This is a genomic window from Streptomyces sp. GESEQ-35, assembly GCF_017948485.1.
Classification (GTDB): Bacteria; Actinomycetota; Actinomycetes; order Streptomycetales; family Streptomycetaceae; genus Streptomyces.
Genome location: NZ_JAFFSX010000033.1, coordinates 98,635 through 124,821 on the forward strand (window position 1 = coordinate 98,635; position 26,187 = coordinate 124,821).

At 69.3% G+C, this 26,187-nt stretch carries 20 protein-coding genes and 2 pseudogenes; 10 read left to right on the forward strand and 12 right to left on the reverse strand.

The genetic code is table 11. The features are described 5' to 3' along the window. Positions 1–73 precede the first annotated feature (73 nt). Positions 74–1,603, reverse strand: coding sequence for an aldehyde dehydrogenase (NADP(+)) (locus tag KCH87_RS42215; RefSeq protein ID WP_210593248.1), 1,530 nt, complete (start codon positions 1,601–1,603; stop codon positions 74–76). Positions 1,604–1,735: 132 nt separating this feature from the next. On the opposite strand from KCH87_RS42215, the gene KCH87_RS42220 reads away from it, so the two are divergent. The 6 genes from KCH87_RS42220 (at position 1,736) to KCH87_RS42245 (ending at position 7,651) form a co-directional block, all read left to right on the forward strand. After that, on the forward strand, positions 1,736–2,509 hold the full coding sequence (locus tag KCH87_RS42220) for an IclR family transcriptional regulator (protein ID WP_210593249.1): 774 nt from the start codon (positions 1,736–1,738) through the stop codon (positions 2,507–2,509). A gap of 3 nt (positions 2,510–2,512) precedes the next feature. Further along, a complete protein-coding gene (locus KCH87_RS42225; protein ID WP_210593250.1) occupies positions 2,513–2,986 on the forward strand; it encodes a GNAT family N-acetyltransferase in 474 nt (157 codons plus the stop codon). A gap of 108 nt (positions 2,987–3,094) precedes the next feature. Beyond that, entirely contained in the window at positions 3,095–4,159 is a 1,065-nt protein-coding gene (locus KCH87_RS42230) for a hypothetical protein (RefSeq protein WP_247197607.1), read from the forward strand. Continuing rightward, the gene (locus KCH87_RS42235) at positions 4,156–5,469 is read left to right on the forward strand and encodes a histidine kinase (RefSeq protein WP_210593251.1); all 1,314 of its coding nucleotides are present in this window, start codon (positions 4,156–4,158) and stop codon (positions 5,467–5,469) included. Before KCH87_RS42230 ends, KCH87_RS42235 begins: the two co-directional genes overlap by 4 nt. After that, positions 5,466–6,125, forward strand: coding sequence for a response regulator transcription factor (locus KCH87_RS42240; protein ID WP_210593252.1), 660 nt, complete (start codon positions 5,466–5,468; stop codon positions 6,123–6,125). The genes KCH87_RS42235 and KCH87_RS42240 overlap by 4 nt, the downstream gene beginning before the upstream one ends. Positions 6,126–6,202: 77 nt before the next feature. Next, a complete protein-coding gene (locus KCH87_RS42245; protein WP_210593253.1) occupies positions 6,203–7,651 on the forward strand; it encodes a penicillin-binding protein 2 in 1,449 nt (482 codons plus the stop codon). A 71-nt stretch (positions 7,652–7,722) separates the two neighbouring features. Here the strand turns inward: KCH87_RS42245 and KCH87_RS42250 are convergent, their stop codons facing one another. Then, entirely contained in the window at positions 7,723–9,174 is a 1,452-nt protein-coding gene (locus KCH87_RS42250) for an NCS2 family permease (RefSeq protein WP_210593254.1), read from the reverse strand. Between the two features lie 248 nt (positions 9,175–9,422). Between KCH87_RS42250 and KCH87_RS42255 the strand changes: the two genes are divergently transcribed. From KCH87_RS42255 to KCH87_RS42265, 3 genes are all read left to right on the forward strand, one after another. After that, positions 9,423–9,989, forward strand: a complete 567-nt coding sequence (locus tag KCH87_RS42255; RefSeq protein WP_210593255.1) for a SigE family RNA polymerase sigma factor — start codon at positions 9,423–9,425, stop codon at positions 9,987–9,989. Next, positions 9,986–10,846, forward strand: coding sequence for a hypothetical protein (locus KCH87_RS42260; protein ID WP_210593256.1), 861 nt, complete (start codon positions 9,986–9,988; stop codon positions 10,844–10,846). Before KCH87_RS42255 ends, KCH87_RS42260 begins: the two co-directional genes overlap by 4 nt. 83 nt (positions 10,847–10,929) lie before the next feature. Further along, positions 10,930–11,760 carry a pectate lyase gene (locus KCH87_RS42265; RefSeq protein ID WP_210593257.1) on the forward strand — a complete coding sequence of 277 codons (831 nt, stop codon included), beginning with the start codon at positions 10,930–10,932 and terminating at the stop codon, positions 11,758–11,760. 332 nt (positions 11,761–12,092) lie between these two features. On the opposite strand, the pseudogene KCH87_RS42270 reads toward KCH87_RS42265, so the two are convergent. Continuing rightward, positions 12,093–13,246: pseudogene (locus tag KCH87_RS42270) on the reverse strand (right-handed parallel beta-helix repeat-containing protein). Between the two features lie 180 nt (positions 13,247–13,426). On the opposite strand from KCH87_RS42270, the gene KCH87_RS42275 reads away from it, so the two are divergent. After that, positions 13,427–15,646 carry a family 43 glycosylhydrolase gene (locus KCH87_RS42275; RefSeq protein ID WP_210593258.1) on the forward strand — a complete coding sequence of 740 codons (2,220 nt, stop codon included), beginning with the start codon at positions 13,427–13,429 and terminating at the stop codon, positions 15,644–15,646. 1 nt (position 15,647) lies between these two features. Here the strand turns inward: KCH87_RS42275 and KCH87_RS42280 are convergent. From KCH87_RS42280 to KCH87_RS42320, 9 genes and pseudogenes are all read right to left on the reverse strand, one after another. Beyond that, positions 15,648–16,120: pseudogene (locus tag KCH87_RS42280) on the reverse strand (hypothetical protein). Between the two features lie 47 nt (positions 16,121–16,167). After that, positions 16,168–17,268, reverse strand: coding sequence for a pectinesterase family protein (locus KCH87_RS42285; protein WP_210593259.1), 1,101 nt, complete (start codon positions 17,266–17,268; stop codon positions 16,168–16,170). Between the two features lie 85 nt (positions 17,269–17,353). Next, positions 17,354–18,673, reverse strand: coding sequence for a polysaccharide lyase family 1 protein (locus KCH87_RS42290; RefSeq protein WP_210593260.1), 1,320 nt, complete (start codon positions 18,671–18,673; stop codon positions 17,354–17,356). A gap of 259 nt (positions 18,674–18,932) precedes the next feature. Then, the gene (locus KCH87_RS42295; protein ID WP_210593261.1) at positions 18,933–20,279 is read right to left on the reverse strand and encodes a sugar ABC transporter substrate-binding protein; all 1,347 of its coding nucleotides are present in this window, start codon (positions 20,277–20,279) and stop codon (positions 18,933–18,935) included. A 49-nt stretch (positions 20,280–20,328) separates the two neighbouring features. Next, complete coding sequence (locus KCH87_RS42300; RefSeq protein ID WP_210593262.1) at positions 20,329–21,393, reverse strand: polysaccharide lyase family 1 protein; 1,065 nt, start codon at positions 21,391–21,393, stop codon at positions 20,329–20,331. A gap of 33 nt (positions 21,394–21,426) precedes the next feature. Further along, entirely contained in the window at positions 21,427–22,926 is a 1,500-nt protein-coding gene (locus tag KCH87_RS42305; RefSeq protein ID WP_210593263.1) for a glycoside hydrolase 43 family protein, read from the reverse strand. Continuing rightward, the gene (locus tag KCH87_RS42310) at positions 22,923–23,768 is read right to left on the reverse strand and encodes a PmoA family protein (protein ID WP_210593277.1); all 846 of its coding nucleotides are present in this window, start codon (positions 23,766–23,768) and stop codon (positions 22,923–22,925) included. The genes KCH87_RS42305 and KCH87_RS42310 overlap by 4 nt, the downstream gene beginning before the upstream one ends. Then, entirely contained in the window at positions 23,768–24,916 is a 1,149-nt protein-coding gene (locus tag KCH87_RS42315) for a Gfo/Idh/MocA family protein (RefSeq protein WP_210593264.1), read from the reverse strand. The genes KCH87_RS42310 and KCH87_RS42315 overlap by 1 nt, the downstream gene beginning before the upstream one ends. Next, positions 24,913–26,175, reverse strand: a complete 1,263-nt coding sequence (locus KCH87_RS42320; RefSeq protein WP_247197608.1) for a polysaccharide lyase family 1 protein — start codon at positions 26,173–26,175, stop codon at positions 24,913–24,915. Before KCH87_RS42320 ends, KCH87_RS42315 begins: the two co-directional genes overlap by 4 nt. Positions 26,176–26,187 lie beyond the last annotated feature (12 nt).

The following is a 26,187-nucleotide window of genomic DNA, read 5'->3' on the forward strand; positions in this document are numbered from 1 at the left end:
GGCGCGGGGAACTGCGCGACAAGCCACAGCCGGCCCGCAGCCCGCAGACGACCGCACCCCTACGGCGCAACCGCTACCGCTCCAACAGCCCGTTGAACCGCCGAGGCAGCCCAAGCGGATTCTCGTCCCGCAGCTCCGCAGGAAGCAGCGCCTCAGGCGCCCCCTGATACACAACCGGCCGCAGCCACCGCTCAATAGCCGTACCGCCCACGGACGTGGACGTCGACGTCGTCGCCGGATACGGCCCCCCGTGATGCTGCGCGGGCGCCACCGCAACCCCCGTCGGCCACCCATTCACCAGCACACGCCCGGCAATCGGCGTCAGCTCCGCCAGCAGCTCGGGCCCACGCCCCTCCCCCGCCGCCTCCTCGGAAGAGAGATGCACGGTCGCGGTGAGGTTGCCCGGCAAGCGCGACAGCACGGCCGTGGCCTCGGCCTCGTCCTCATAGCGGGCCACGACGGTGACCGGCCCGAAGCACTCCTCGAGGAGCAGCTCGTGCTCACCCTCCGCCGCCAGCTTCTGCGCGGGCACGGTCAGGAACCCCGCGCTGACGGTGTGCTGACTGCCCGCGCCCGGTGTCACCGGCGAGTCCACGTCGGGCAGTTCGGCCCGCTCGGCGACTCCGGCCACGAAGTTGTCGCGCATCCGGTGATCGAGCAGCACGCCCGCCTCGGTGTCGCTGACAGCCTCCGTGAGCGACTTGACCAGCCGGTCGCCCGCCGCACTCTGCGGCGCCAGCACGAGCCCGGGCTTCACACAGAACTGCCCGACGCCCAGCGTCATGGAACCGGCCAGCCCCGTACCGATGGCCTCCGCGCGCTCGGCGGCCGCGGCCTCCGTGATGAGCACGGGGTTCAGCGAACCCAGCTCGCCGTGGAAGGGAATCGGGACCGGACGTGCGGCCGCCGCGTCGAAGAGGGCACGTCCGCCTCGTACCGAACCGGTGAACCCGGCCGCGGCGACTAGCGGGTGCTTGATCAGCTCGATGCCCGCCTCGAAGCCGTGGACGAGGCCCACGACGCCGGCGGGGATGCCGTGCGCCGCGGCGGCGGACCGCAGTACGGCCGCGACCAGCTCGGACAGGGCCGGGTGGTCGGGGTGGGCCTTGACCACCACGGGGCAGCCCGCGGCCAGCGCGCTCGCGGTGTCGCCGCCGGCGACCGAGAAGGCGAAGGGGAAGTTGGAGGCCGAGTAGACGGCGACGACGCCGAGGGACACCTTGTAGCGGCGCAGGTCCGGGATCGGCGGGGTCGCGGTGGCGTCGGGGTGGTTGATGACGACGTCGAGGAAGGCACCCTCGTCGACGATGCCGGCGAAAGCGCGCAACTGGTAGCAGGTGCGGGCGAGTTCACCGGTCAGCCGGACCGGGCCGAGCGCGGTCTCGGCGTCGGCGGCCTCGACGAGCTGGTCCTTGGCCGACTCCAGCCGGTCGGCGGCGGTACGCAGGAAGGCCGAGCGGACCGTACGGTCGGCCAGGGCACCGCGCGCGTCCTGCGCGGCGCGCACAGTGGCGTCCACCTCCTGGGCTGTGGCCTCCACCGCAACCTGTTCCCGCTGCTTCCCGGTTCGGGGGTCGACACTCCAGACTGGTGCTGCTGCCACCGCGGGTCCCTCCACACATGTAATGCCGCAGTACGGGTCATTCACCAGGGTCGTTCGATATACTGAACGCTGTCTCTGATGGTGAATATGCTGTCGGAGACTATTTCCCGTCGAACGAAGGGGTCAAGGGCGATGTCGGCTGTCGAGACGGGGGGCGGAGCGCAGGTCAAGTCCGCGGTACGGACGGTTGAACTGCTCGAATACTTCGCCGGACGCCCGGGAATGCACTCGCTCGCGGCGGTCCAGGAGGCCGTCGGATACCCCAAGTCCAGCCTGTACATGCTGCTCCGCACACTGGTCGAGCTGGGCTGGGTGGAGACGGACGCGACGGGCACGCGCTACGGCATCGGCGTACGGGCCCTGCTCGTCGGCACGTCGTACATCGACGGTGACGAGGTGGTCGCGGCGGCCCGGCCGACGCTGGACCGGCTGTCGGACGACACGACGGAGACCATCCACCTCGCCCGGCTGGACGGCACGAACGTCGTCTACCTGGCCACCCGGCAGTCGCAGCACTATCTGCGCCCCTTCACCCGGGTCGGCCGCCGGCTGCCCGCGCACTCGACGTCCCTCGGCAAGGCGCTGCTGAGCACCTACTCGGACGAACAGGTCCGCAAGCTGCTCCCGGAGACGCTCCCCGCCCTCACCGAGAACACGATCACGGACCGCGAGAAGCTCATCGAGGAGCTGCACCAGGTCCGGGAGCAGGGCTTCGCCGTCGACCGCGAGGAGAACACGCTGGGGCTGCGCTGCTTCGGCGTCGCGATCCCGTACCGCACCCCGGCCCGGGACGCGATCAGCTGCTCGGTGCCGGTGGCGCGGCTGACCCCCGCCCACGAGCAGATGGTGAAGGACGCACTGTTCGATGCGCGGGACCGGCTGACACTGGCGACCAGGAGGCTCTGACCGATGAACATCGTTCTCCGCGAGGTCCACGACAGCGATCTGCCGGTCTTCTACCGGCTGCTGAACGACCCGGAGGCCCTGCGGATGGCGGCCTTCACACCGAAGGACCCGGCCGACCGGGACGCCTTCGACGCGCACTGGAAGCGGAACCGGTCTTCGGCGGACGTCGTCCTGCGGACGATCCTGGCGGACGGTGACGTGGTCGGGCACGCGGCGGTCTACGGCGAGCCGGGCGAGCGCGAGGTGACGTACTGGGTCGACCGGGCTTACTGGGGGCAGGGCATCGCCACCGCGGCCCTGCGAGACCTGCTGGCCGAGGTGCCCGAACGCCCGGTGTACGCGCGGGCGGCGACGGACAACGAGGGGTCCCGGCGGGTCCTGGAGAAGTGCGGATTCCGGGTGACCGGCCAGGACAGGGGCTTCGCCCAGGCGCGGGGCGAGGAGATCGACGAGGTCGTCCTGACGCTGGAGAGCTGAAGCCGGAGGGCTGAGACCGGAGAGCTGAGGCCGCCTCCCCCGTCCGGCGGAGGCGGATCGTCGTGGGGCAGGAGGCGCTCCCCGAGGTCCGCGCGGGAGCGTGGGCGTATGACGCAGACACTCGTCGCCACCAGGTCCCGCCGGCTCCTCCGTGCCGTCGCCGTCGTCTCCTGCGTGCCGTATCTCGCCCTCAAGGCCGCCTGGGTCGCCGGGAGTCGGGTGGGGATTCCGGAGGGCAGTTCGCTGCTGGAGCACCGGACCTCCATGGCCGTCGCCAACACTCTCTCCGTGGTGCTGGACAGTGCCGTGATCGTGCTGGCGCTGGTGCTGACCCGGCCGTGGGGTCTGCGGTTGCCCGCGTGGCTGCCGGCGTTTCCCGTGTGGGTCGCGACCGGGCTGCTCGCGCCGATCATGACCGGGTTTCCGTTGCAGCTCCTCGTGAAGGCGCTCGGCGGCAGCGTGAACAAAGCCTCCGACACCGGCCGGGAGCCCTTCCTCGACGAGTGGGTGTTCGGGGTCGTGTACACCGGGTTCATCGTGCAGGGCCTGGCCCTCGGCACGCTGTTCGTGCTGTACGCCCGCGACCGCTGGGGCCACCTCTGGCGCGGACGGGTGTGGGAGCTGCCCCTCGGTGCGGTCGGCGCCGCCCAGCGCGTCACGGCCGGCGCGGCCGCCGTACTCGCCCTGCTGCCGATCGCCCTGCACCTCCTGTGGGCCTTCGGCAGTGCGGCCGGGCTCAGCGCGGGGCGGGCCGACGACCGGACCTCCGACTTCTACGTCCTGGAAGCCATGACCGCCGTCTTCCTCGTCGCGGCCGTGGCCGGAGCCTGGCTGCTCGCCTACCGCAGCGCCCCCTCCCTGCCCGTCAAGGTGCCCCTCGCCCTCACCTGGGTCGGCTCGGGTGTCGCCGCCTGCTGGGGCGGCTGGCTCGCGTTCGCGTCCCTCCCGGGCGTGGACGACATCGCCGACCGTCCTACGCCGGTGATGCACCTCGCCTACGCTGGCCAGATGATCGTCGGCATCCTCGTGGCGACTCTCGTCACCCACTTCCTCGCGGAGCGGTCCGCCGGGGCGGTGCGGCGACCGGTGCCGGTACCGGAGCGGTCCGTCGCCACGACGGCACGGACACCGCCGGCCGAGCCGTCCACCGCCCCGGCGGACCGACCGGCGTGAGAGCGTTCGGCCGGTTCCTGTTCGCGGGGCAGGCCCGCCGCCGTTGGATCCATCTGATTCTCGGCGGCGCGCTCGCCATGCCGTACGTTCTGGTCGGCTCGGTGGTCGCGGGCCCGGCGACCGGCTCCACGAACGTGTTCGGCTCCTTCGCCCTCCAACTCCTCTCGTTCGCCATCGGGTTGCCCCTCGCCGCCCTCACCTCCCTGTTCCCGCTGACCCGGCCGCTCGAGGCCGCCGCCGTACGGTCGCTGTGCGGTGTGGACGGGGACCGGCTCGCCGACGGGCCCGCGCGGACCCGGTCCGCGAAGGGGCGTACGGCGGCCTGGTTCACGCTGCATCTCGGGTTCGGCGGGATCATCGCCGGGATGTCGCTCGCGGTGCCGCCGTTCGCGGTCGTGCTGATCGTGCTGCCGGTCTTCGCCGGGCTGCGCGACACCCGGCTCGGGCTGCCCGAAGCCCTCGACCGCCCCTGGGCGTTGGCGCTGTCGCCGGTCGCGGGCGTGGCCATGCTCGTCGCCCTCGCCGCCTGCGCGGTCGGCGCCGGCGCGCTGCTGGCCCGCTGGGCGCCCGCCCTGCTCGGCCCCACCCCCGAGGACCGGCTCGCGGCCGCCGAGGCACGCGCCGCCGACCTCGCCGTACGCAACCGGCTCGCCCGCGAACTGCACGACTCCGTCGGCCACGCCCTCAGCGCCGTCACCCTCCAGGCGAGCGCCGCCCGCCGCGTCCTCGACACCGACCCGGAGTTCGTCCGCGAGGCCCTCGCCGCCATCGAGGACACCACACGCCGCACGGTGGGCGAACTCGACGCCGTCCTGGGCGTGTTGAGAGACGGCGACTCGACCGTCCCGGCCCCGACACTCGCCACCGACCTCGACGGCCTCCTGCGCCGCACCCGCGCGGGCGGCCTGCACATCACCGACATGATCGCCGTGGACCCCGGGACCCTGCCGCCCGTCGTCTCCCGCGAGGCCTACCGCATCGTGCAGGAAGGCCTCACCAACGCCGTCAAGCACGCGGACGACCAGGAAGTGACCTTGCACATCGAGGTCAAGGGCGCCCACCTGGACATCACCCTGGAGAACCCACTGAGCAACCTCGGTGCAGCGCCCTTTAGGGGCGCGGGGAACTGCGCGACCAGCCACGACGAACCCGCAGACAGACGACGGCCTCCAAACGCCCCCACCCGTCCCGGCAGCGGACTGCACGGCATCGCAGACCGGGCCCGCCTGCTCGGCGGCACGGCGCAGGCAGGTGCCGCCGAGGGGACCTGGCACCTGCACGTACGGCTGCCGACGAAGGGACCCGCATGACCCGCCCCCCGATCCGCATCGTCCTCGCCGACGACGAACGCATGGTCCGCACCGCCCTACGCGCGATCCTCTCCGCCGAGCCGGACATGGAGGTCGTGGGCGAGGCGGCGACCGGCGCGGAGGCAGTGTCGGTCGTACGGGACCTCCTCCCCGACGTGGTCCTCATGGACGTCCGCATGCCGGAGGCAGACGGCATCCGGGCCACCGAGCAGATCCTCGCCACGCTCGACGCGCCGCCCCGCATCGTCGTCGTCACCACCTTCGAGAACGACTCCTATGTGTACGACGCACTGCGTGCCGGAGCCGCCGGGTTCCTGCTCAAGCGGGCGGAGGCCGAGGCGCTCGTGCAGGCGGTACGGCTGGTCGCGCACAGCGACAGCCTGCTGTTCCCGTCGGCCGTACGGGCCCTCGCCGCCGAGCACGCGCGCGCGTACGCCACGCCGCCGGCCTGGGTGGCGAGGCTCACCGGACGGGAGAGCGACGTGCTGCGGCACATGGCGGCCGGGCTGACCAACGCGGAGATCGCGCGGCGCTTGGGGGTCGGCCCCGCCACCGTGAAGACGCACGTGGCGGCCGTCCTGGCGAAGACGCGCACCCGGGACCGTACACAGGCGGTGATCGCCGCGTACGAGGCGGGATTCCTGAAGTCGTCCTGACCGGCTTCATGAACACCCGATGAGAATGGCGGGCGGAATGGAACGATCCGCACCGCCTCGATCGTCTTCTTGGCGGGATGAACAAGACGATCAGGCGCGCATCGGTCTTCGCGCTGCTGCTGGTGTTCGCTCTGCTGGTGCGGGCGACCTGGGTGCAGTTCTACGACGGCCAGGCACTCGCAGACGACAGCAAGAACCGGCGGAACGCGATCGAGACGTACTCGTCGCCGCTCGGGAACATCATCGTGGCCGGGGAGTCGATCACCGGTTCCGCACCGACGAAGGGCAGCGACCTCGCGTACAAGCGCACGTACACCGACGGCGAGCTGTACGCCGCGGTGACGGGCTACGCCTCGCAGAGTTACGCGCCCACGCAGCTGGAGGGCATCTACCAGGACCTGCTCAACGGCACGGACACCCGGCTGAAGACCATGATGGACACGGTCACCGACAAGCGGGCCGATCCGGGCAACGTGGTCACGACGATCGACCCGGCCGTGCAGAAGGCCGCGTACGACGCGCTCGGCGAGAAGAAGGGCGCGGCCGTCGCGATCGACCCGACGACCGGCAAGATCCTCGCGGTGGTGTCGACCCCGTCGTACGACCCGTCGTCGCTGACCGACGCGGACACGGCCGGGGACGCCTGGACGAAGCTCAACAAGGACTCGGACAAGCCGATGACCAACCGGGCGCTGCGCCAGCCGCTGCCGCCGGGGTCGACCTTCAAGCTGGTCGTGGCGGCGGCCGCGCTGGAGGACGGGCTGTACTCGTCCGTGGACGAGAAGACGGACAGCCCCAACCCGTACACGCTGCCGGACACGACGACCGTGCTGAAGAACGAGAATTCCTCCGCCCCCTGCGAGAACGCGAACATCCGCACCGCGCTTCAGTACTCCTGCAACAACGTCTTCGCGAAGATGGCCGTCGACGTCGGCCAGGACAAGCTGAAGGCGATGGCCGACAAGTTCGGCTTCAACGACGAGACGCAGGACGTGCCGGTGCGGGCTTATACGAGCGTGTACCCGTCCGGGATGGACAAGGCCCAGACCGGGCTGACGGGCATCGGCCAGTTCGACGTCACGGCCACGCCGTTGCAGATGGCCATGGTGTCCGCCGCTATTGCCAACGGCGGCGAGATGGTCACCCCGCACATGGTGTCGGAGATCACCGACAGCGGTGACGATGTGCTGGAGAACTACGACGACGGGGCCGACACCACGCGGATCGTCAGCTCGGACACGGCCGATCAGTTGCAGTCCGCGATGGAGACGGTGGTCTCGAAGGGCACCGGAACCAACGCCCAGATATCGGGCGCGACGGTGGGCGGCAAGACCGGTACGGCCCAGCACGGCGAGAACAACAGCAAGACGCCGTACGCCTGGTTCACGTCGTACGCGAAGGCCGGTGACAAGCAGGTCGCGGTGGCGGTCATGGTCGAGCAGTCGGATGCGGCGAGGTCCGAGGTAAGCGGCAACGGCCTGGCGGCCCCGGTGGCCAAGGCAATGATGGAAGCAGCGATCGAGTAGCGCCCCTTCAGGGGCGCGGGGAACTGCGCGACCAGCCACGACGAACCCGCAGCCGATCGCGCAGCGAAACCTCACTTCACGCCGAGAACCTGCTCGATCGGGTCGATCGCGAAGTACACCAAGAACAGTGCGCTCGCAGCCCACAGCAACCAGTGCACCTCCTTCGCCTTCCCCAGCACCGACTTGATCACCACGTACGCCAGGAACCCCGCCCCGATGCCGTTGGTGATCGAGTACGTGAACGGCATCACCGCGATGGTGAGAAACGCCGGGATGGCGATCTCGTACTTGTCCCAGTCGATGTGCTTGACCTGGGTCATCATCAGGAACCCTACGGCGACGAGCGCGGGCGCGGCCGCCTGGAGCGGGACGATGGTCAGCAGCGGGGTCAGGAACAGGGCGAGCGCGAAGAGACCGCCGGTGATCAGGTTGGAGAAGCCGGTGCGCGAGCCCTCGCCGACACCCGCGGCCGACTCGATGTAGGAGGTCGCGGAGGACGAGGATGCCGCGCCGCCCGCGACCGCCGCCGCACCGTCGATGAGCAGGACACGGCCGAGGTTCGGGACGTTGCCCTGCTCGTCGAGGAGGCCCGCCTCGGCGCTGACACCGACGACCGTGCCCATGGTGTCGAAGAAGTCCGACAGGATCAGCGTGAAGATCAGCAGGACGACCGTGATGGCCGTGGTCTCGCCGAAGGCGCCGAACAGGCTGAACTGGCCGAGGAGTCCGAAGTCGGGGGTGTCGACGATCTTGTCGGGCCACTCGGGCGTGGTCAGACCCCAGGCCTTGATGTCGGCGATCGAGTTGATGATGAGCGCGACGATCGTCATGGCGATGATGCTGATCAGGATCGCGCCCTTCACCTTCCGGGCGAGCAGCGCGACGGTGAGCAGAACTCCGAGGCAGAAGACGAGGATCGGCCACCCGGTGAGCGTGCCGGTGCCACCGAGCTGAACCGGCACGGTGGTGTTCGCGATGTCGGGGATGCGGGTGACGAAGCCGGCGTCGACGAAGCCGATGAACGCGATGAACAGGCCGATGCCGACACTGATCGCCTGCTTGAGCGGCTGCGGGATGGCGTGCATGACGGCCTCGCGCAGGCCGGTCACCACCAAGACGCAGATCAGCAGGCCTTCCAGGACGATCAGGCCCATCGCGTCGTCCCAGCTCATCAGCGGGGCGATCTGGAAGGCGACGACCGCGTTGAGGCCGAGGCCGGCGGCGAGGGCGAGGGGCAGATTGCCGCCGATGCCCATGATGATCGTCATGACCGCGGCCACCAGGGCGGTGGCGGTGGTCAGTTGGACGGCGTCGAGCTGCTCGCCGAACTTGTCCTTGGCGCTGCCGAGGATGATCGGATTCAGGACAAGGATGTAGGCCATCGTGAAGAATGTGGCGAAGCCGCCGCGTATCTCACGGCCGAAGGTGGAGCCCCGTTCGGAGATCTTGAAGAACCGGTCGAGGCTGCTCGCCGCGGATGGCGTGGGACTTGGCCGGTCGGCCACCTTCTGCGAATCGGACATGGTCACGTACTCCTTGTTGCCTGAATGATCGGTGCGGGTGCTGGCTGGATTGTTCCCGTGTTGAACCTGTTTCAGGTTTTCTCCGTGTTACGGAATCAGAGCTGCTCACCGTGCGGCCTGCCACACGTCGTTCGAAGCCTCGTACGAACCTGACATTCGAGCACTGTTACGCTTCCGCACCTCGGCCGGATGATCGCCGGACGATCACATGTCCAACACACGCCACGCACAGCCAGGAGAGGTCGCCCGTGGGCACAGTCGTCGACGACGCCGCCTCCGTGGAGTTCCATGCCTTCTTCGAGCGTCACTACGCCGAACTGTCGCGTCTCGCCCATCTGCTGACGGGTGAGTCGGACGCCGCCGACGATCTGGCGGCCGATGCGCTGCTGGCGCTGTGGCACCGCTGGGACCGGGTGCGTGCCGCAGACCATCCGGTGGCGTACGCCCGCGGAGTCGTCGCCAATCTCGCCCGCACCCGGATCCGCAGCGCGGTCCGCGAGCGGCGGCGTATCGCCCTGTTCTGGTCGCAGCGCGAGGAGAAGACCGAGAACCCTGACATAGCGGGCGTGGTCGATGTCCAAGAGGCGCTTCGCAGACTGCCGTTCCGCAAACGGGCCTGTGTGGTGCTGCGGCATGCGTTCGACCTCTCGGAGAAGGACACGGCGCTCGCCCTGGGCGTCTCGGTGGGTACGGTGAAGAGCCAGACCTCGAAGGGAATGGCCGAGCTGCAAAGACTGCTCGGCACACAGGGAGCTCCGCAGAGGGTGCACGCGGCGATGGCCCGCACCGGTGACGCCGGAGGAAGGAACCGATGACGATGCGGCGGGACGTGCACGACGAGCTGCGCGCCCGGCTGCACGAGGCGGCCGGACAGCACGAGCCCGACCGCGCGCGCATCCTGGCCCGCGTCGAACGCGGTATGACCGAGCAGACCCGGCCCGACCACCGGGCCACCCTCCCGCCCGTGTTCGGCTGGGTGCGGGTGGTGAGTGCCACCGCCGCGGTCGCGAGCGTACTGGCGGTCGGCGGTTACGCGGTGGCGTCCGCCGTGCAGGACGAACCCTCCCCGCAGCAGTCGGTCGCCGTCTCGCCGACCCCCGCGCCGTCGCCCGACGCGACGAGCCGCGCCCCCGTCCCGCCGGTGGACCCGACGCCGAGCACCCCACCGGAGTCCAAGGCGCCGAGCACTCCCGAGACATCGCCGTCCCCGTCCGCGCCCTCCGCCACCCTGGCGCCCGCGCACGGCGAGGAGGACGGCCCGCTCCGGTCGGACGGCTCGGTCGACCCGCACAGCAATGACTTCTGGGCGCAGAGCAATGTGACCCTGGAAGTCGATGAGCAACTGACGGCGCTGACCGTCCGGTTGAAGGTCAAGCAGACCGGCGGGATCAGCTCCGCCGGTGCCTGGCGGTCGCTGCCCGAGCAGGACTTCACACTCACCGTCGGCGAGCAGGACGGCTTCCTCGTCTACACCTGGGTGCTCAAGGAGGACCGGACGGTCGCCAAGGGCGAGTGGGTGTTCGCGGGCCAGTACAACCACGCCCGCGGCGGCCGTGACGCGGCCGACGACGGCTACGCGGCGACGGCCACCGCCGGCGGCCAACAGCTGTCCGTGGCGGGCGACTTCGCGGCCCACGAGGGCGACGACTCGACGGCCGAGGGCGATTCGTAAAGAAGTTCCGAGGACGCGGCAACCCTTTCCGCACACGTGGCGACCAGGAGACGTAAGGATCCCCTCCCACGCAAGGAATGGGCATGACTGCACGAGCTGAACAGCGCGTCCGCCACCGTCGCCGGGTCACCAGGCGGCGGGCGGTGATCGGTGGAGCGACCGCCCTCGGCATCACGGGCGCGGCGATCGTCACCACGGCGATGCTGTCCTCCGCGGGCGCCGCGTCCGCCTGGCCGACCGCCACGGGCAAGCAGGCCGTGAGCAGCACCATCAAGGTCTCCGGCACGTACGACGGCGGCAACAAGGAGTTCTACGGCAGCGGGGCGTTGGGGGGCGACAGCCAGGACGAGGGTCAGGACCCGGTCTTCCAGCTGGCGGACGGCGCCGTCCTCAAGAACGTGATCATCGGCACCCCGGCCGCGGACGGCGTCCACTGCCTGGGCAGCTGCACGATCCAGAACGTGTGGTGGACGGACGTCGGCGAGGACGCGGCGACCTTCAAGGGCAAGTCCTCGTCATCCGTGTACACGGTCTACGGCGGCGGTGCGAAGAACGGGGCGGACAAGGTCCTCCAGTTCAACGGCGCGGGCAAGCTGGTCGTGACCAAGTTCCAGGTGGCCAACTCCGGCAAGCTGGTGCGGAGTTGCGGCAACTGCTCCACGCAGTACCAGCGCACGGTCATCATCAACGACGTGGACGTGACCGCGCCGATGAACTCGATCGTCGGGATCAACTCGAACTACGGCGACACGGCCGCGCTGCGCAAGGTCCGTATCCACGGCGACAGCAGCAAGAAGATCAAGACGTGCGTCCGCTTCAAGGGCAACAACACGGGCGCCGAGCCCACCGAAGTCGGCACAGGCCCGGACGGAACCTCCTGCAAGTTCACGGCATCCGACCTCACGTACCAGTGAGTGAAAGACGTCAACGACGGTATCCTCGTTTAGCCTTCGCGAACGGCCGTCTCACAACGGGTTCGCACCGGGGGAACAACCACACCCTCACTTTCAACGTCCCTACCAGTGCGTGGAAGACGGGACGCCTCGCAGTTCGACTGCATAGACCTGCTGACCTGAGCCCCCCTCGGTCAGCAGAGCCGGCCTGAGCCCCCCTCAGCCGGCAAAGCAATGGCCCCGCCGATGACGATCGGCGGGGCCATTCGCGCCCCATAGGGGCGCGGGGCTGTATCAATGTGCGGCTCCGCCGCGTGGGCGCGACAAGCCACGACGAACCCGCAGCCGACAACTCAGTTCATGGTCGACCCAATAGTCGTAGAACCAGTCGTCAGAAAGACCGTCGCAGGCAGCGATCCATCCGCCTTACGCCCCCCGTACGCCGTACTCGCATCCATCGACTTGAACCCCGGCGTACTCACCCCACCGTCCCAGTTGTTCGCCACACTCACCGTGCCGGAACCCACCTTCGACAACCCACCCTTGTTGCTCACCGCAAGATTCCGCGCCAACCGCGCCTTACCGGTGGCGAAGTAGAACCCGGCCTCGGCATTGGCATACGCGGTGTTGCGGTTCAGCACGATCGCCCCGGCGTTGGAGTTCTCGGTGAACCCGTTCAACGTGTTGTCCCAGGCCGCGTTGTTGTTGACGACATGCGCGACCACAACGCCCCCGCCGCCCAGCTTGAACCCGTTGCCGTTGCCCTCGAACGCGGAGTCGCCCCACCGGTTCCTGCCGTTGCCGAAGGCCCACGTGTGCTCGATGGTGACCGGCGAGGAGAACTGCCACAGGTCGAGGCCGTCATCGGAGTTGTTGTACAGCCGCGCCCCGGTGATCTTGTTACCGGTGCCGGAGCCGAACTTCACGGCGATCCCGTCGGCGTTCTGGCCATGCCCGGCCGGGTCGTAGTTGCCGTGACTGTCCAGGTTCTGCACGAGGTTGCCGGTCGTGCCGTCGCCGCGCAGGGTGAACCCGGAGTCGCCGTTGTTCGCGGTGACGAGGTTCTTGAAGACGCCGCCGACGGACGACGTGGCGACGAAGCCCTGGGCCGGGGAGTTCTGGAAGGTGAGGTTCTGCACGGTCCAGTAGTCGCCGTAGATCCCGGCCAGCCAGGAGCCGTCGCCCAGCTTGGAACCGTCGATCTTCACCTTCTCGCCGCCGTACGCCTCCAGCGTGATCCGCGCCGAACCGGTGCCGTTCGCCGTGGACTTGAGGGTGGTCGCCGGGGTGTACGTGCCGCCGCGGACCTGGATGGTCGTACCGGCGGTCGCGCTCGCGACGGCCGACTCCAGCTGCGCGGTGGAGGAGACGGTGACCGTCGTCGATGCGGCCTGGGCGCCGCCGTTCGACAGGCCGACACAGACGCCTCCCGCCCCGCGGAGACGGCGACCGCCGCGGCGATCGAGAGGGTGCGGGTCCTGCGGTGGCGTCCGATGCTCTGACGCACGGAGCGTTCCTTTCCTAGGGGAAGTTACGCGTTCCAGTCGCCGCCGCAGCCGGACGAGGTTGCCGCGTCCCACCGAAACTTTCGCTCACCCGGTCCTGCCGCTCCACCGATTGACGCCCTGCCGCTGCCCCGTGACACTCCGAAGGCAACAGAAACCCCCACAGTCACACAGGATGTGTCATGCGACGCCAGAGACGCCGTTCCGCCCGCACGTTCCTGATCCCGTTCCTTGCCCTTCTGCTGGGCCTGCTGGCCGCACCGCCCAGTTCCGCACAGTCCGGAGCACCACCCGTGACCCAGCAGTCCAAGTACGCCGGCTATCTCTTCGCCTACTTCACCGGCGAGGGCACCGCCGACGGCGAGCAGATCCGCTACGCCCTCAGCCGCGGCAACGACCCGCTGCACTGGCGCGAGTTGAACGCGGGCAAACCCGTCCTCACCTCCACCATCGGCGAGAAGGGCCTGCGCGATCCGTTCGTGATCCGCTCCCCCGAGGGCGACAAGTTCTATCTGATCGCCACCGATCTGCGCATGTACCAGAACAGCAGCGGCAGTTGGGACGACGTCCAGCGGCACGGCAGCAAGTCCATCATGGTCTGGGAGTCCACCGACCTGGTCCACTGGACCGACCAGCGCCTGGTGAAGGTGTCCCCGGACAGCGCGGGCAACACCTGGGCGCCGGAGGCCTACTGGGACGACACGCTCGGCGAGTACGTCGTCTTCTGGGCGTCCAAGCTGTACGCCGACGACGACCCCGGCCACACCGGATCGACGTACAACAAGATGCTGTACGCGACGACGAAGGACTTCCGCACCTTCAGCGAGCCGAAGGTCTGGGACGACCCCGGCTACTCGGTCATCGACTCGACCGTCGTGCAGCACCAGGACACCTACTACCGCTACACCAAGGACGAGCGGGACCCCACCTCCTCCAGCCCCTGCTCGAAGTTCATCACCGCCGAGAAGTCGACGACGCTGACGGACACGTCGTACGACTTCGTGTCGGACTGCATCGGCAGCGGTTCGATCGACCGCGGTGAGGGCCCGACGGTGTTCAAGTCGAACACCGAGGAGAAGTGGTACCTGTTCATCGACGAGTACGGCGGCCGGGGCTACGTCCCCTTCGAGACCACCGACCTCGACTCGGGCAAGTGGACGATGTCCGCGAACTACCAGCTCCCCGCGAGTCCCCGCCACGGCACGGTGATTCCCGTGACACAGGCGGAGTACGACCGGCTGCTGGCCGCCTACCCGGTCACACCGACGTCCGTCGTGGACGCCACGGCGAAGGGCCAGGAGGCGTACGCGGTCGTCACGGAGGCGACAAGCAAGGTCGTGCTGCCGATGGAACCCGCTGCGGATCTACGGCACTTGGCCCCCAGGTTCGCCGTCGGCGCCGGCGCGACGGTGACCCCGCCGTCCGGTACGCGCCGGGACTTCCGCAGACCGCAGATGTACAAGGTGACGGCGGCGGACGGAACGGCCAGAACCTGGACCGTCGAGGCGGTGCCGACCCGCAGCCCGGTGCTGCCGGGGCTGTACGCCGACCCCGACATCCGCTACATGGACGGCCGTTACTGGATCTATCCGACGACGGACGGCTTCCCGGGCTGGAGCGGTACGCAGTTCAAGGCGTTCTCGTCGAAGGACCTGGTCCACTGGAAGGACCACGGCGTGATCCTCGACCTCGGTGCTGATGTCTCCTGGGCCGACAAGAACGCCTGGGCTCCCGCGATCGCCGAGAAGAACGGCAAGTACTACTTCTACTTCTGCGCCGAGCAGCAGATAGGGGTGGCCGTCGCGGACTCCCCCGCAGGCCCCTTCAAGGACGCCCTCGGCAAACCCCTCGTCGCCAAGGGCGGTTCTCTCGGCGGCCAGATGATCGACCCGGCCGTCTTCACGGACGACGACGGCACGTCGTATCTCTACTGGGGCAACGGGCACGGGTACGTGGTGCCGCTGAACGACGACATGACCTCGTACGACCCGTCGAAGGTGCAGGACATCACCCCGGACAACTTCCGGGAGGGCTCCTTCGTGGTCAAGCGCAAGGGGACGTACTACTTCATGTGGTCCGAGGACGACACCCGCAGCGAGAACTACCACGTCGCCTACGCGACGGGACCGTCCCCGCTCGGCCCGTGGACCAAGCGGGGCACGATCCTGTCCAAGCGCCCCGAGTACGGCATCAAGGGCACCGGCCACCACTCGGTGGTGAACACCCCCGGCACCGACGACTGGTACATCGTCTACCACCGGTTCGCCCTGGGCGGCCCCGGTGAGGCGGGCGGGGACGGCACGCACCGGGAGACGACCATCGACCGCATGGAGTTCGCGACCGACGGCACCATCAAGCCGGTGGTGCCGACCCTGGAGTCGATCAAGCCCGTACGACGGTAGCTCAGTCCATCGTCGCGCCGATGGTGGTGCTGCCCGTGGTCAGGAAGGTGGTCGCGGGCAGCGAGCCGTCGGACTGGCGGGCGTTGTATGTCGTCGTCGCGTTCGTGGAGACGAAGGACGGGGTCGCGATCCCCGAGTCCCAGTTGTTGCCTGCCGAGACGACCGACGAACCCTTGCTCACCGAGCCGCCGCCGTTGCTCACGGCGAGGTTCTTGCCGTCTCGGAGCCGTACGGCTGAAGGTTGATGCGGCTGGACGAGGTGCCGTTCGCCGTCGACTGGAGGGTGGCCGTCGGGTAGTACGTGCCGGCACGCACCTGGATGGTGGTGCCCGCGGTGGCGCTGCTGAGGGCGCTGGTCGGTTCGGCCGACGTGTCGACCACGACGGTGGCGGCCTGGGCCGGGGTGGGGAGTACGGCGAGGCCGGCGCCGACTGCCAGGGCGGAGGCGAGGGTGAGAGCGGTACGACGAGACATGGGAGTGCGGTCCTTTCGTCGTGCTGTCGGGGAAGGGGTGGTGGCATTCAGGGACGCCAGTCGCCGAGGTAGGCCGCTGGGCTGTGCAACTGGGCCTCGGTGTCGGTGAGTTGGGGCCGGTTCTCGGGGACGGTGATCGCGGAGCCCGGCCCGGTGTTGCGGTACTCGGCGAACCGCTGGTTCTGCCACGGGTAGCTGTCCGACATGTTGGTGTAGGGCGCGACCGCGTCGATGCCGCGACCGATCCGCGTGTCCCGCACGACGAGCGAAGGCCGGGCCGTGGTGTCGGAGCTGGGCACCCAGGGGCGGGCCAGCTTGTAGTAGGCGTCGGGGGCCTCGCTGCTGATCCGGCTCCTGGTCGCCAGGTGTCCGAGCGGGCTCGCGACCGCTGTCGAGGGCGCGAAGACGAAGCCGTACGGGGCGGCGGCGAGGTCGGTCCGTTCAAGCGTCCGGAAGTGGCAGTGCTCGTAGACGGCCGTCGCCCGCCCGAAGACGAAGTCGACGTCGCCCTCGGCATAGCAGTGGGAGTAGTACTGCCGGGCGAGGACGCCGAGGGCGACGGAGTCGGCGTACAGGGTGTCCTGGTGGCCGAGGAACCGGCAGTGGTGGAACGCCGAGCGATCGCCCTGGACCTTGATGGCGACGGCCTGGGTGCCGGAGACGCCGGGGTGGTCGGCGCGCAGCCAGTCGTTGGCGAAGGTGATCCAGCGGGCGGTGAAGCCGTCGGCCTGCACGGTCGTGGTGGCGGATCCAGTGGTGCCGTACGTGCCACCGCCGGGCTTGGGAGTGCCGGCCGCGTTGTCGTACACGATCACGACGTCCCGGGGGTTCTCCGAGGCGCCGATCCAGGTCGCCTCCGTCCGGGTGACGTCGACGGCGACTGTCTCCCGGTACGTGCCCGGTGCGAGGACCAGCGTCCAGCCGCTGCCACTCGCTGCGGCGACGGCGGGCCGGACGGAGGTGAAGTCGCCGCGGCCTTGCGGATCGACGTACAGGGTCTGCGGGGTGAGACGGGCGGCCGGTGAACCGTAGCGGCCGAACGGGCGATGCCTGCCGTCGGCCCGTGCGGGGACGGGCGCGAGAGCGGCGCCCGTGCCGGCACTCACGGTGAGGAATGCTCTGCGGGACAGCGGGACGTGCGAGGGCATGCGGGTGCTCCTTCGCGGTGCGGCTATAGGGAGGGGCGGTCGGGCCGGAGCGGGGTACGGCCCGCCCCGGCCCGTTCGCGGTACGTCAGCGCAGTCGGCCGGCGCCCGCGCGGTGATCGACGATCGCGGGAACGGCACGCGCCGGGTCGACCTTGGTGCGCAGGGTCGGCGTCCACCCGGCGCCGGACTGGAGGGTCTCGCCGGGCAGTTCCGCGTTGTGCACGGCGATCAGGTCGGTCGCCACGCCGTTGACGTGGTTGCCGGCGGCGGTGACCGGCGCCTCGTTCCACTTCTTCAGCACCTTGGCCGCGCTGACTCCGTCGGGCAGCGTGAACGCGTTGTGCTCGGCGACGAGTTGGGACTCCTTGCCGATGCCGAAGCTGTAGGCGTAGGTGTCGTCGGCGACGAAGTGGTTGTTGTAGGAGTCGACCTGCCCGAACCGGACCCGGGGCGCCCGCTCCACGAGATCCGAGAACAGATTGTGGTGGAAGGTCACCTTCAGGTGCCCCCGGTCACCGGCGGCCGTCGACTCGCTGTCGCTGTTGCCGACCAGGATCGTCTTGTCGTGGTCGGCGAAGACGTTCCAGGACGCGGTGACGTAGTCGGCGCCCCGGACGATGTCCAGTTCGCCGTCGTGCTGCTGGTAGAGCATGCCGAAGTAGGTGGGCGCCGCGCTGTCGGGGTGCTCGCCGTCGGTGAAGGTGTTGTGGTCCAGCCAGACATGGGTGGAGCCGTAGACGACCGCGCTGTCGTACTCGGAGTTCCAGTTGCCGGTGGAGCCGTCGGTCGGGTCCCACTGCGGGAAGCAGTCGACCGGGCTCTCGAAGGTCAGATTCCGGATGATGACGTTGTCCACGCGGGTGATCTGGAGGCTGGCGCCCTTGATCCCGGCGTTCCTGCCCACACCGATGATGGTGGTGTCGGCGGGCACGCTGACCTTGATCGCCTCGGACTGATGCGCGGCGGACACGCGCCGCAGCCCCTCCGGACTGTCGTCGGGCTCGGCACTGAGGTCGGTGTCCAGACCCCACCTCTCGGGCGAGTACTTCGCCAGATAGGCGTCGAAGTCGTACCCGTCCGCGGCGAAGGCATCGCACCCTTCGGCCACGGCGTCGATCGTCCCCTTGACCTTGATGATCTTCGGCGCGGTACCGCCGGCCGCCAGCGCGTCCTTGAATTCAGCCCAGGTGGTGACGGTGTGGACATGCTCTGCGTCAGCAGCCGCCCCGCCACTGGTCCCGGTCCCATGGGCACCCCAGCCGTCGTTCCCGCCAAGGGTCTGTCGACCCAGGTCACGGGGCTGCGCCTGGGCGCCGGGCCCGACGGTGGCCAGCACGAGTGCGGCACACCCGGCAACCACACCGGCCCTTGTAATGACATGCTCATGCCATTTCCATGTGTTCATTGTGCGGCTCTCTTTTCTCGATACAGGGGGTCGGGTTACGCGGAGCCTCCGGCCAGGTGATCCAGCCCTCGGGAATCTCCTCGTCGATCCGGCGTACGTCCCGCGGCTCCAACACCCGGGCACGCACGAACACAGGGGAGCCTTTCAACAGAGGGCAAGGTCACGCCCCTTAGGGGCGCGGGGAACTGCGCGACCAGCCAGGGACGGCCCGCAGCCTGCACACCACAGACCGCCCCACGGCGAAACCCAGCACCGCCAATTAACCCTGCTGCTTCCACTCCGCCTGAGCCGCATTCAACTGCTCAGCCATCGTGTCCAGAAAGTCCTTCGCGCTCATGTCCCCGAGCAGCACCTTCTGGAAGTTCGGCTCATTGTCGGCCTTGGAAATCGTGTTCCAGTCCGGCAGGTAGTACGGCAACTGCACAATGGACGTGGACCCATCACTCAACGCCTGCGCAGCCAACTTCGTAGGCTCGGCCTCAGAAATCCACGAGTCCTTCGCCGCATCCGTGTTCGCCGGCACCTGCCCGGCAGACTTGTTGAACTTCGAGTTCTCCTCGTGCGAGGAGGCGAACTCGATGAACTTCCACGCCGCGTCCTTGTTCTTGGAACTCTTGAACAACCCCAGCCCGTCAACGGGGTTGGACACCTGGACCCGCTCACCGGCGGAGCCCATCGGTTGCGGAATACCCCGGAACTTGTCGACCCCCAGCGCCTTCACATGGTCCTGGTACGACCCGAGGTTGTGGTTCAGCATCCCGATCGTGCCGGAGTCCCACTGCGCGACCATCTTGGTGAAGTCGTTGTTGAGGTCGGCGGCGGGGGTGACCTTCTTGAACAGGGCCGCGTACTTCTCCAGCCCCGCCACGTTCTTCGGGTCGTTGACGGTGGTCTTCTCACCGCTCGCGTCCCAGAAGGACGTGATCCCCGACTGCCCGTACATGGCGTCCAGCGCCTGCGCGATGGACCCGGCGCCACCACGAATCGTGTACCCGAACTCGTTCTTGCCCGCGTCGGTGAGCTTCTCCGCGGCCTTGTAGAAGGCCTCCCAGGTGAGCGGCTCCTCCAGGCCGGCCCCCTTGAACAGATCGGTGCGGTAGTACAGGACGCCGTTGTTCGCCGAGGTCGGGATCGAGTACAGCGTGTCGTCACGGCCGCCGGCCGCCTTCAGCGACTCGACCATGTCCTCGTTGAGCTTGCCGTTCAGGGACGACTTGGCGAGCCGGTCGTCGAGCGGATCCAGCGCGCCCTGCGCGGAGAACCCGGCGAGCATGGCCGCGCCGACGCCGCCGACGTCGGGCAGGCCGCCGCCCTGGAGGGCGGTGTCGACTTTGGACTGGTACTCGGTGGAGGCGATGCCGACGTACTCGACGTCGATGTCCGGGTTCGCCTTCTCGAAGTCGGCGATGATCTCTTTCCAGATGTCGGTGCGGACACCGCCGTTGTTGTCCCAGAACAGGACCTTGCCCTTGCCGCTGCCTTCCGAGCCCTTGTCACCGCCCGCCCCGCTGCCGTCGTCACCGCAGGCGGTGGCGGTCAGCGCGAGGACGGACCCGAGGGCAACGGCGGTGGCGGCGCGCCTGCTTCTGCGGATACTGATCTTCATTGATCGGCTCTCTTCTTCTGGATCCAGCGGAGACATGAAGTTGTGGGGGTCAGTGGCTGCTCGCCGAGGAGATCCACTCCTGCGGCCCGGAGAACCGCTGCACGATCGCGGGCACGGCGGCGGCCGGATCGAGCCGGTAGTCGTAGAAGTCCCGAGGGTCGAAGGCCGCACCCCACTCGTCGTGCCGCCCGGTGGTGTTCTTGAGGATCGAGCCGCGCTGCACCAACTCGGCGGTGGCATCGGCCTGGTAGGGGTGCTGGACGTCCTTGTAGTAGGAGTTCTCGATGACCATCCTGGTCTTGCCGCGCGACCAGTTCCCGTACGTCCACACCGGGTCGCCGGGATCCTCCTGCGCCGTGAGGTAGTTGTTGTAGAGGTGCGCGTAGGCGGCGTTGTCGACGGACGGGTTGCGCTGCTTGGTGTGGGCGAACCAGTTGTGGTCGATGGTGATCTGCGTCTTGACGTCGGTCGTCCAACCGAGCCCGAGCGTCTTGTTGTTGTTCTCGAACCGGTTGTAGGAGACGGTCACGTACTCGCTGTCCTTGCGGACGTCGAGCTGTCCGTCGCAGATGTGCGAGAAGCGGTTGTGGTCGACCCACACGTGGTGGACGGTGTCCATCTGGATGCCGTCGAAGTCGGTGTCCTTGCAGTCCCAGTTGCCCTCGATCGCCGAGTCGCGGATCGTCATGTTGCGGATGATCACGTTGTGGGTGCCGGGGCTGAGATGGAACTCGCCCTGCACCAGCTCGCCGCTCGCGCCGGCCCCGACGATCGTCTTGTCCGAGGCGACCTCGATGTTCGCGCCGAACGGCTCGGCGGTGATCGTGCCCTGGACCCGGATGACGTACGGCTCCTCGGCGGCCGCGTACTGCATCAGCGATGCCTGGTCGGTGACGGTGACGACCCTGCCGCCGGCGCCACCGGACGTACCGCCGGCGAGCGAGGCGAAGCCGTGCAGCCGGTCGCTCCAGCGGGACACCGGGGTCGGGGCTGCCTTGGCCTCCCCGACGGCCCCGAGACACAGGGCTGCGACCAGGCCCAGGACCGCGGCCAGAACCAGGCCGTACCCCGGTCTCGACGAGTGGGGCAAGCGCTTGCTAGGGAAGTGCGTCATTGCGGCTCCCAACAGGCGTACAGGTGAAGTGAGTTAAAGAGGGCTGATCCGGAAGTGCGTGAAGGTCGCAGCGCCGGCGTGTCCCCCGCCGACGGGCGCGAGCGCGAACAGTCCGAGCAGGGCGCCGACCCAGCGCCAGGGGGTGGCGGCGAAGACGGGACCGGAGGACGTCCAGCCGTCGCCGATGTCGTACGAGAAGCGGCAGCGCGCCCCGGACCCGATCTCGATCCGCAGCCGTGCCCGGCCCTCCGGGGCGAGCCTCGGATGGGCGGCGTCCCGTTCCTTGTCCGCCACGGCCTCGGCGAACCGGTGGACCAGATGGACCGCCCCGTCGGCGCCCCGCTGAAGCCCGATCCAGCTGAACGCGTCGCCGAGGACCGTGAGCCCGGCCCGTGCCCCCGCATCCTCGCTGTGCAGCCGTAACCCGACCTCCACCGCACACGGCGTCCCGGGCAGCCGCTGGGTGAGGACGTTCGGCAGTTTGCGCAGGTCGTACATGTCGGCCGAGCGGACGCAGGTGAGGCGGAGGCCGTCGCCGGAGTGCTGGGTGGCCCAGCCGTCCTGCGGGTTGGCGGTCCATGACCACTGGCGGCCGAAGCGTCCGCCGGGGAAGTCGTCGTCGGTGGCGGGCGCGGCGGTCGGCTGCCGCGGCAGGTCCGGCCGCGTGTGTACGGCGACGGGGGCGCCGTCGTCGCCGAGAACCGGCCAGCCGTCCGGGCCCCAGCGCATCGGCTGGAGGTGGACGACCCTGCCGTACGCGCCGCGCTGCTGGAAGTGCACGAACCAGTCCTCGCCGGACGGGGTGCGCACCCAGCCGCCCTGGTGCGGCCCGTTGACGTCGGTGTCCTTCTGCTCAAGGACGATCCGCTCCTCGTACGGCCCGAAGAATCCGCGCGAGCGGAACGCGCCCTGCCAGCCGGTCTCCACTCCCCCGGCGGGGGCGAGGATCCAGAACCAGCCGTCGTGCCGGTAGAGCTTGGGCCCTTCGAGGGTGAACCAGCCGGGGATGCGGTCGCCGTCGACGATCACCTTGCCCTCGTCGAGAAGGGACGTCCCGTCAGGGTGCATACGGTGGCCGGTGAGGCGGTTCTTGACGCCGGAGCGGGACTTGGCCCAGGCGTGGATCAGGTAGGCCTCGCCGGTCTCGTCGTCCCAGAGGGGGCAGGGGTCGATCAGGCCCTTGCCGGCCTTGAGGAGGCGGGGGCGGGTCCAGGGCCCGCGGATCTCGGGGGCGTTGATCTGCTGGATGCCCTGGTCGGGGTCGCCCCAGAAGATCCAGAAGCGGTCGTCGTGGTGACGTAAGGAAGGGGCCCAGACTCCGCAGTCGTGGCGGGGGGATCTGAACTCGGCCGCCGGTTCGAGGCGGTTGAGGGCGTGGCCGACCAGGGTCCAGTTGACCAGGTCGCGGGAGTGGAGCAGGGGCAGGCCCGGTGCGCGGCCGAAGCTGGAGGCCGTGAGGTAGAAGTCGTCGCCCACCCGGACCACGTCCGGGTCGGACCAGTCGGCGTTGAGGATCGGGTTGGTGTACGTCACTGGTTCACCGCCTTCCGGACCAGTGCGGCGGCCTCGTCCCGGCCGAGACGACCGTCGGCGACGACGGTCACGATGCGCCGTACGACGGTGTCCCCCGGCTCGATCGGCAGTCGCTCGTCGTACGCCAACGACGAACCCACGCCCGGGTATTCGGCGGTGCGCACGAACCACGGGTCGCGTCGGGTGTCGTCCGTGGCACCGGCGAGGACGAGCGTCCAGGTGCTGCCCGTCAGGGCGAGCCAGTCGGCCCGGGTGCCGTGGATCCGCGCCTCGCCCTCGGTACCGGCGGTGAAGACGTCCGGTGCGGTCGCCTCTTTTCGGGCCCGCCAGAAGAAGCCGCCGTATGCCGCACCCGGGCGGCCGTTGGTGGCCGGGCTGCCGATCGACAGGGGGGCGGAGGTGACGTTGGTGACGGAGAAGGTGAAGTCCAACGCCCAGGCGGAGTCGGTGAGTTCGGTGGCCGCCACCGTACGGCGCTCGCGCAGCAGCTCGACTCCCGCAGCCACCCAGCGCAGTTCCTCGACGAAGCCGTCGGGGTCGCGGAGCTGGAAGGTGGTGTGCCGCTGGGCTCCATGGTTGTCCAGCTCGGTGGGGCCCTGGTCACGGACGTAGGTGCGTCCGCCCCAGAAGTTGTGCCCCTCGACGTCGGGAACGGCGACACCGACGCCGAGGTGGTGTGTGTGGTCGGCGGGGCTCAGCTCGGTGACCGCCGTGCCGGCCAGGGTGGTGACGGGGTGCAGATACGGGCGCGGGGAGAGCCGGGCGGGCAGCTCGGGCCGCGTGATGTAGCGGGCGACCGGGCGGCCCGCGACGCGCAGGACCGGCGAGTCGGTGGTCGTCATCATGTGCTCACCTCTTTCGGGCGCACTTGGGGAAAGGCCCAGGGGGCGCCCAGCTCGGAGTAGAGGGAGAGGGTGTCGGCTGCGGCCGCCACGAGTCCGTCGACGCCGGGGATCACGCGGCGGCCCTCGTCCGGGAGGAGGTGCCAGGCCTCCTGCGGCAGTGGTTCCGGGTCGGGGGCCAGTCGAATCGCTTCAACGACCTTCATGAAGGCGCCCGTCGAGTCCGGCGCGGACAACAGCTCGGCGCCGGTGGTGAGGTGGTCGACGAGGTTCTCCAGCAGGTCCGTGCGGGCGTACTCGGTCTCCTCCGGGCCGTGGTCGGCGCGCTGGAGCAGTACGCGGTCCTGCTTGTACCAGAAGGTGATGCGGCCACGGGTGCCGTGCACGAGGACGTACGGCTCGCCGGGGTGCTCGGCGCACAGGGTCGCGGCGACGGTGACCGAGTGGCCGTGGGCGGTGGTGACGCGGACGCAGGAGGTGTCGTCGGACTCGATGTCGTTGGCACGCAGCAGCTCGGTCTCGACGTCGGTGACGTCCTCGGCGCGTGTCGTGCCGTTCAGCGCGAGGGCGGTGGCGACGGCGTGCGCGAGCGGGTTGGTCAGCGCACCGTCGATCACGTCCACGCCGTTCAGGCGCCGCTTGCCCGCCCACGGCGCGCGCCGGAAGTACGCCTCGGCGCGGGCCCAGGCCCCGGCTCCGCCGATGCCGGCCGGCTCCCCGATCGCGCCCTCGGCGATCAGCTCACGGATCACCGGCACCGCGTGCGAGCCCATCGACTGGAAGCCGATCTGGCAGGCGACCCCCGCCCGGGCGACCCCGTCGGCCATCCGGCGGAACTCGGCGTACGACGGGGCCGGCGGCTTCTCCAGCAGCAGGTGCACACCCCGCTCGGCGGCCGTCAGGGCGAGGTCGGTGTGGGTCGGGATCGGCGTGCAGACCACGGCGACCTGCGCGCCGGTGGAGTCGAGAAGGGCGCCGAAGTCGGCGGACTGCGCGGGCAGTTCCCCGCCGAACTCCTCCTCGGTCAGCGGTGTCAGCTCGCAGATGCCGACCAGTCGTACCAGCCCCTTGTCCTGGAGCCGGCGAATGTTCTCGACGTGCCAGCGGCCGTGCCCGCGCGCGCCCGCCAGGACGATGTCTACGTTCATGGGATCCTCCCTGCGCCCGCGCCGCGTGCCACCTCTCGGTCGGCCCGTTCAGCGCTGTCGATCTTTGTGTGCAGGGTAGGTGTCCAGCCGACGTCGGCCGTGAGGTCGCGTTCGCTGCCGGAGTTGTAGGCGTTGTGGATGGCCAGCAGGTCGACCGGATAGTCGTTGAACAGGGTGCCGGTCTGGTGCAGGGCGCTGCCGTTCCAGCTCTTCACGAGGTCGGCGGCCTCGATGTGGCCGGGGGTGTGGAAGGCGTTGTTCTCGGCGTGGACGGCGGACTCGGTGGAGATGCCCAGCGAGTACCGGTAGTCGTCCTTCGCGATGTACCGGTTGTTGTAGAGGTGCACCTGGCCGAAGCGGACGCGCGGTGCGCGCTGGACGACGGACTCGAACTCGTTGTGGTGCAGGGTCACCCGGAGCTTGCCGCGATCGCCCGTCGCCGAGTCACTGCTGCCGATCAGCATCGCCTTGTCGTGGTCGGCGAACCGGCTCCAGGAGACGGTGACCAGGTCGGAGCCGTTGGTGATGTCCAGCAGTCCGTCGTGGCGCAGGTAGTTGCGGGCGAAGTAGGTGGGTTCCGCGGCGTCGGGGTGGCCCTTGTCGCTCGCCGTGATGTGGTCGATCCAGACGTGGGTGGCGCCGGTCAGCCACAGGTTGTCGTACGCCGTCTTCCAGTCGCCGAGGCCGCCGGTGTTGGGCTGCCAGACGGGGAAGCAGTCGTAGGCGTCGCGGAGTTCGAGGTTGCGGACGATGACGTTCTCGGCGTTCTTGATCTGGAGGCTTGCGCCTTTCAGGACGGCGCCTTCGAGCCCGACGATCGTCGTGTTGGAGCCGACGTTCAGGACGACGTGTTCGGCCTGCCGCGCCGCGGACGCCTGGCGGGCGTCTTCCTGCGGGCCGCTCGGTTTCGCCGCACCCCAGGTGCGGGGGTCGTACGCGGACAGGTACTTCCTCGGGCTGTAGCCGTCGGTGGCGTAGTCGGCGCAGTCCAGGTGGTCGCCGTCGTCGTCCGTGTTGGCGTCGATCGTCCCGGCGATCCTGATGATCTTCGGGGTGTCGCTGCCGCCGGCGAGGGCGCGGACCAGTTCGGCGCGGTCGGTGACGGTGAAGACGTGGGCCTCGTCGGCCCTGCTGCCTCCCGTGGTGCCGGTGCCGTACGCCGCCCAGCCGTCGTTCGGGGCCAGGGTGTCGCGGCTGATGTCACGGGCCTCGGCGTGGGCGGGGACGCAGAGCACACCCAACAGGGCTGTGACAGCCATGATCTGACGGAG

Coding starts and splice junctions, on each gene's coding strand:
- KCH87_RS42290 (WP_210593260.1), bottom strand. CDS start 18,673: ATGAACACATGGAAATGGCATGAGCATGTCATTACAAGGGCCGGTGTG.
- KCH87_RS42320 (WP_247197608.1), bottom strand. CDS start 26,175: ATGGCTGTCACAGCCCTGTTGGGTGTGCTCTGCGTCCCCGCCCACGCC.
- KCH87_RS42250 (WP_210593254.1), bottom strand. CDS start 9,174: ATGTCCGATTCGCAGAAGGTGGCCGACCGGCCAAGTCCCACGCCATCC.
- KCH87_RS42240 (WP_210593252.1), top strand. CDS start 5,466: ATGACCCGCCCCCCGATCCGCATCGTCCTCGCCGACGACGAACGCATG.
- KCH87_RS42230 (WP_247197607.1), top strand. CDS start 3,095: ATGACGCAGACACTCGTCGCCACCAGGTCCCGCCGGCTCCTCCGTGCC.
- KCH87_RS42260 (WP_210593256.1), top strand. CDS start 9,986: ATGACGATGCGGCGGGACGTGCACGACGAGCTGCGCGCCCGGCTGCAC.
- KCH87_RS42295 (WP_210593261.1), bottom strand. CDS start 20,279: ATGAAGATCAGTATCCGCAGAAGCAGGCGCGCCGCCACCGCCGTTGCC.
- KCH87_RS42300 (WP_210593262.1), bottom strand. CDS start 21,393: ATGACGCACTTCCCTAGCAAGCGCTTGCCCCACTCGTCGAGACCGGGG.
- KCH87_RS42225 (WP_210593250.1), top strand. CDS start 2,513: ATGAACATCGTTCTCCGCGAGGTCCACGACAGCGATCTGCCGGTCTTC.
- KCH87_RS42285 (WP_210593259.1), bottom strand. CDS start 17,268: ATGCCCTCGCACGTCCCGCTGTCCCGCAGAGCATTCCTCACCGTGAGT.
- KCH87_RS42275 (WP_210593258.1), top strand. CDS start 13,427: ATGCGACGCCAGAGACGCCGTTCCGCCCGCACGTTCCTGATCCCGTTC.
- KCH87_RS42245 (WP_210593253.1), top strand. CDS start 6,203: ATGAACAAGACGATCAGGCGCGCATCGGTCTTCGCGCTGCTGCTGGTG.
- KCH87_RS42220 (WP_210593249.1), top strand. CDS start 1,736: ATGTCGGCTGTCGAGACGGGGGGCGGAGCGCAGGTCAAGTCCGCGGTA.
- KCH87_RS42265 (WP_210593257.1), top strand. CDS start 10,930: ATGACTGCACGAGCTGAACAGCGCGTCCGCCACCGTCGCCGGGTCACC.
- KCH87_RS42315 (WP_210593264.1), bottom strand. CDS start 24,916: ATGAACGTAGACATCGTCCTGGCGGGCGCGCGCGGGCACGGCCGCTGG.
- KCH87_RS42310 (WP_210593277.1), bottom strand. CDS start 23,768: ATGACGACCACCGACTCGCCGGTCCTGCGCGTCGCGGGCCGCCCGGTC.